Raw genomic sequence first — 5,920 nt, 5'->3', positions numbered from 1 at the left:
ACACCCAACCGCGCATCCGCCAACGCCCGGCGAATCAAACGCGACTGGGCCCGCCCACTGGGCGCCGTCAGTCCGTTGCTCGCACCGTCCTGATTCACCGCCGAACCACGCACCACCGCCAACACCCGACGCCCATGACGCACCGCATCCGACAACCGCTCGACGAGCAGCACGCCCGCACCCTCAGCCGGTCCGAAGCCGTCGGCCGAGGCGGAGAACGCCTTGCAGCGGCCGTCGGCGGCCACTCCGCGCTGGCGTGAGAAGCGCACGAACACGTCGGGCGTCGACATCACGGTCGCGCCGCCCGCGAGGGCGAGGTCGCACTCACCGCTGCGCAACGCTTGCACCGCCAGATGCAGCGCGACCAGCGACGACGAACACGCCGTATCCACCGTCACCGCCGGCCCCTCCAGACCCAGGAGGTAGGACACGCGGCCGGAGGTGAAGCTCACCACGCCGCCGGTGAGGAGCTGGGCCTCCAGTTCCGCCGAGGGCTGCGGAATCCCGTCGGCGTATCCGCCGTTCCAGGCACCCATGTAGACGCCGGTCCGCGTGCCGCGCAGCGAGTGCGGGTCGATGCCCGCCCGCTCCAACGCCTCCCACGACGTCTCCAGCAACAACCGCTGCTGCGGATCCATCGCCAACGCCTCACGCGGCGAGATACCGAAGAACCCCGCGTCGAACTCCCCCGCCCCATGGAGGAACCCACCCTCGCGGACGTAGGCACGCCCCGCCGCGTCCGGATCCGGGTCGTACAGCCCCGCCACGTCCCACCCCCGGTCCACCGGGAAGGGAGTGACCGCGTCCACCTCCGCCGCCACCAGGTCCCACAACTCCTCCGGCGACGACGCCCCGCCCGGGAACCGGCATCCCATCCCCACGATCGCAATCGGCTCGTGAGCGCGTTGTTCCAGGTCCTTCAGCCGTTCCGTGGCCTTGTGGAGTTCGGTGGTGGCCCGCTTGAGGTAGTCGCGGAGCTTCTGCTCGTGTTCGGTCGCCATCTCTCATCACCAGTCTGCTGAGTCGTCGGTCCGTACGAAGGTGCCTGCGGTCAGGAGTCGCCGAAGCTCTCATCGAGGAAGGCGAAGATCTCCTCGTCGTCGGCGGAGTCGATGTCCTCGACGATCGAGTCACCGGGCTTGTGCGTCCCGCCGCTGCCACTGCCATGAAGCCCGTCCCACAGAGAACCGAGGGCGGCGAGACGTACGGCGATCTCGTCGCGGGCGATGTCGTCGGGTACGAGCGAGTCGAGATCGGCGTCGGTCAACTCCTGGATCGCCGCTTCGAGTCGGTCGAGCTCGGCGAGGAGCGGCGGTACGTTCGACTCCTCGGGAACCAGCCGCGAGCGGAGGTGCTCGGCGAGGTCCGCCGGAGCGGGGTGGTCGAAGACCAGCGTCGCGGCGAGGTGCAGTCCTGTGGCGGCGACGAGCCGGTTGCGCATCTCGACGGCCGTCAGCGAGTCGAAGCCCAGGTCCTTGAACGCCCGGTCGGCCTGAATGCCGTCAGCGCCGGTGTGGCCAAGGACGAGGGCCGCGTGCGTGCGTACGGTGTCGAGGAGCAGCGCCCGCTGTTCGTCCTCGGTCAGTCCGGACAGCCGGTCGGCCAGATTCGCCGGGTCGCCTCCGACGGGAGCACCCGAGGCCGAGGGCCCGGCGTTCCTGCTGCGGGCCGGGGCATTCCCTGCCCCGCCCCGGATCAGTCCGCGGAAGATCGGCGGGACGTTCCCGTCGGTGCTCAGGGCGGCGGTGTGGAATCGCACCGGCACCTGGAGCGCCTCGTCGAAGCCCTGGGCCGCGTCGAACAGTGCCATGCTCTCCGCCGGGGACAGCGGCAGGACACCACCCCTGGCCATGCGCCGGAGCAGAGCTTGGGTGTCCAGGTGGGACGTCATCCGTCCGTTCCCGGCCAGCCCCCAGCCAAGCGAGAGCGCGGGCAGTGAGCGGCCACGCCGGTGCTGGGCGAGTCCGTCCAGGAAGCCGTTGGCGGCGGCGTAGCTGCCCTGGCCCGCGCCGCCGAGCAGGGCCGCGACGGAGGAGAACAGGACGAACACCGACAGGTCGAGGCCGAGCTCGGGATCGAGGGCGGCTTCGTGGAGGTTGAGTGCGGCATCCACCTTGGGTCGCAGGACGCCGTCGATCCTGTCCGGGGTCAATGAGGTGACCACGCCGTCGTCGAGTACGCCCGCCGCGTGGACGACGCCGGTGAGCCGACGCTCCGGCGGTACGCTGCCCAGGAGCTCCCGGAGCGCCGCACGGTCGGCGACATCGCAGGATGCGACGGTCACGGAGGCGCCCAGATCGTTCAGGTCCCGCACGAGTTCAGCGGCGCCCTCGGCCTCGGCTCCCCGCCGCCCGGCCAGGAGCAGGTGGCGCACTCCGTGTTCGGTCACGAGATGCCGGGCGAGCGTTCCGCCCAGGTTTCCGGTGCCGCCGGTGATCAGTACCGTGCCGTGCGGATCGAAGGCCGGCGGCATCGTCAGTACCAGCTTGCCCACGTGTCCAGCCTGGCTGAGCGTACGGAAGGCATCGAGTGCCCGCCGGACGTCGTACGGTGTGACGGGCAGCAGGCGCAGCGCCCCGGACTCGAACAGTTCCAGCAGTTCGGTGAGCATGCGGCCGATCAGCTCAGGTCCGGCCTCCATCAGCTCGAAGGCCCGGTAGACGGTTCCCGGACGGTCGGCGGCCACCTGCGCGGCATCGCGCACATCCGCCTTGCCCAGTTCCACGAACTGCCCTCCGCGCGGCAGCAGTCGCAGGGAGGCGTCGACGAAGTCGCCCGCGAGCGAGTTCAGGACGACGTCCACCCCGCGCCCGCCGGTCGCGTCGAGGAACCGGGCTGCGAAGTCCAACGTCCGAGAACTGGCGATGTGCCGGTCGTCCAGGCCCTGCGCCCGTAGTACGTCCCACTTGGCCGGGCTGGCCGTACCGAAGACCTCGGCTCCGAAATGCCGGGCCAGTTGGACGGCGGCCATGCCCACGCCACCCGCCGCCGCATGCACCAGCACCGACTGGCCGGCACGCAGACCGGCCAGGTGCTTGAGTCCGTAGTAGGCGCTGAGGAAGACGGCGGGTACCGAGGCGGCCTCAGTGTAGGACCAGTCGCGCGGCATCGGGGCCACCATGCGGTGGTCGGCCACGGCGTACGGCCCGAACCCGTCGGTCCACATGCCCAGTACCCGGTTCCCGACGGCGAGGCCCACCACGGCCGGGCCGACCTCGGTGATCACGCCAGCGCCCTCGGCGCCCATCACGCCCTCCCCCGGATACATGCCGAGCGCGATGAGCGTGTCCCGGAAGTTGAGGCCGGCCGCCCGCACCGCGATCCGCACCTGCCCCGGTGCGAGCGGAACGGTGTCGGCCTGCGCCGGCACAAGCGCGAGGTCCGAAAGGGTTCCGGTACTGGCGCTGGCCAGATGCCAGGCCCGAGTGCCGGCGGGCGGCAGCAGCATCTGCGAGTCCCGCGCGGACAGGGCCGCCAGCCTGGGCACGTGCACGTTCCCGTCGCGCAGCGCGAGTTGCGGTTCGCCGGATGCGATCGCGGCTGACAGGGCCGCCCCGTCAACGGCACCCTCGTCGAGGTCCACGAGTACGAAGTGGTCCGGCTGCTCCGACTGCGCGGACCTCAACAGACCCCAGACGGCCGAAGCCACCGGGTCCCGCAACGGGTCCGCGTCACCCGTGGACACTGCGCCGCTCGTGATCAGCACCAAGCGCCCGTCCGGTCCCGCGTCCCCGCTCCCGCCCTCTCCTGCCGCCTCGTCCGCGGACAGCCAGCCCTGTACCAGCTCCAGGGCCTGGTGGACGGCGTGGCGCACCGCGACGGCGTCCATGGTGGGCGACTGCGAGAGGGGGACGGCTATGAGGGAGGTCGTGTCGGTGGCAGCAGGGGGCCCTGCCGTGTCCGCCGGGGTCCACATGGCCGTCATTGCGTCGGCCAGGTTCCGGTGACGCTCGGTCCATAGACCGGCGCGGGACAGCCCTTCCGCAATTCCGAGGCCGTCGTCCTCGTCCCCGACCACGATCCAGCGGAAGGCGGTCGTAGCCGTGGTGCTGCCGACCGGCGAGGGCAGCACGGGCCACTCGACCCGGTGCAGCATGTCCTGGGTCGCGTCCTGTCCGGCAGTCCGCAACTGGTCCGGGGAGACCGGGCTCACGACGAGGGCGTCGATCTCGCAGACGAGCCGCCCCTGCTCATCGGCGCACTCCACGCGTACGGCATCGTCCCCGACCGGCGAGACACGGACCCGCAGGCGCTCGGCCCCAGGGGCGTACAGGCGTATCCCACGGAAGGTGTACGGCACGCGCACCTGTCCGTCGTCGGGGAAGAAGGATCCCAGACGCATCGTCTGGAACGCCGCGTCGAGCAGCGCGGGGTGCAGGCCGAAGCGCTCGCCGGGCGGGGGGGCACCCCGGTCCAGCGCGACGTCGGCGTAGACGTCGCTCCCGTCCTGCCGGCCTGATCGTACGCCCTGGAACAGCGGGCCGTAGCCGTAACCACGAGCGGCGAAGGACGCGTAGAAGTCCTCGGTCAGGAAGGTGTCCGACTCCGTCGAGGCCATGCTCCATTCCGCCGCGGGGAGAACGAGGTTCCCGTCCGCGCCCGCACCGGAAGCCGGGGTGGCAGGGGCGGGAGCGACCGTCGCCTGGGCGTGCTTCGTCCAGTCGGCCGTGCCCCTGCGGGTCTCCGCCTCCGAGTCCGTCTCGTGCGATGCCGCAGGTGCGCGCGTGGTGCCCGGGTGCGCGTCCGGGCGCGAGTGGATGGTGATCGTACGACGCCCCTCGGCGTCCGTCGTACCCACGACCAGCCGCAGTTGGACGGCAGCGCTGTCGGACAACAGCAGCGGCGAGGTCAGCGTCAGTTCTTCGACCAGCTCGCATCCGAACTCCCCGCCGGCCCACAGGACGAGGTCGACGAAGGCCGCACCTGGCAGCAACGGCGTACCCAGCAGGGTGTGTTCCAGCAGCCAGGGATGCGAGTCAGCGGTGAGCTGGGCGGTGTAGAGGTGCTCGCCTCCTTCCGGAAGTTCCGTACCGGCGTCGAGCAACGGGTGACCGGCCTCCGCCATACCGAAGGAGGACACGTCTCCCTTGCGGCGAGCAGGGTCGTTGTACCAGTAGTGCTGGCGTTGGAAGGGGTAGGTGGGCAGGTCGATGATGCGGGCCCCGGTGCCGTCGAACAGTGCCGGCCAGGACACCTCCACCCCCTGGACGAACGCCTCCGCCACCGAAGTCAGGAAACGCCGCAAGCCCCCCTCCTCGCGGCGCAGTGAACCCACCGCACACACCTGCCGGCCCACCGACTCCGCGGTCTCCTGCACCGCCCCGGTCAGCACCGGATGCGCACTGGCCTCCACGAACACCCGGAAACCGTCCGCGAGCAACTGCTCGACCGTCTCCTGGAACCGCACCGGCCGACGCAGATTCCCGAACCAGTACCCCGCGTCCAACGACGCCGTGTCGATCGCCGCAGCCTCCACCGTCGAATAGAACGGAACCTCACCGCTCCGCGGACGAATACCCGCCAGAACCTCCTCCAGCTCGGCCGCCAGCGTCTCCACATGCGCCGAGTGCGAGGCATAGTCCACCGGCAGACGCCGCGCCCGTATCCCCTCCGCCTCGCATCCGGTCACAAACTCCGCCACCGCATCCGGCTCACCCGCCACCACCGTGGCAGACGGCCCGTTGACCACCGCCACCCCCAGACGCCCCGCCCACCGCGCCAGACGCTCCTCCACCACAGCCACCGGCAACGCCACCGACGCCATCCCACCACGCCCCGCCAGCTCACGCCCGATCAACCGCGCACGCAACACCACCACACGAGCGCCGTCCTCCAACGACAGACCACCCGCCACCACCGCCGCAGCAATCTCCCCCTGCGAATGCCCCACCACCGCATCCGGCACCACACCCAACGACCG

The 5,920-nt window shown here is 70.9% G+C and carries 2 protein-coding genes; both read right to left on the bottom strand.

The window, feature by feature from the left end:
• Positions 1-1,001 (bottom strand): beta-ketoacyl synthase N-terminal-like domain-containing protein (locus AC0693_RS38580; RefSeq protein ID WP_478804601.1); only part of this gene is annotated, 1,001 nt, incomplete at its 3' end.
• Between the two features lie 50 nt (positions 1,002-1,051).
• Positions 1,052-5,920, bottom strand: a 4,869-nt coding sequence (locus tag AC0693_RS38575; RefSeq protein ID WP_478804600.1) for an SDR family NAD(P)-dependent oxidoreductase, incomplete at its 5' end; no start/stop codon positions are given.

This window comes from Streptomyces sp. NPDC043876, assembly GCF_056435825.1.
This window is presented reverse-complemented; position numbering and strand designations above follow the sequence as displayed.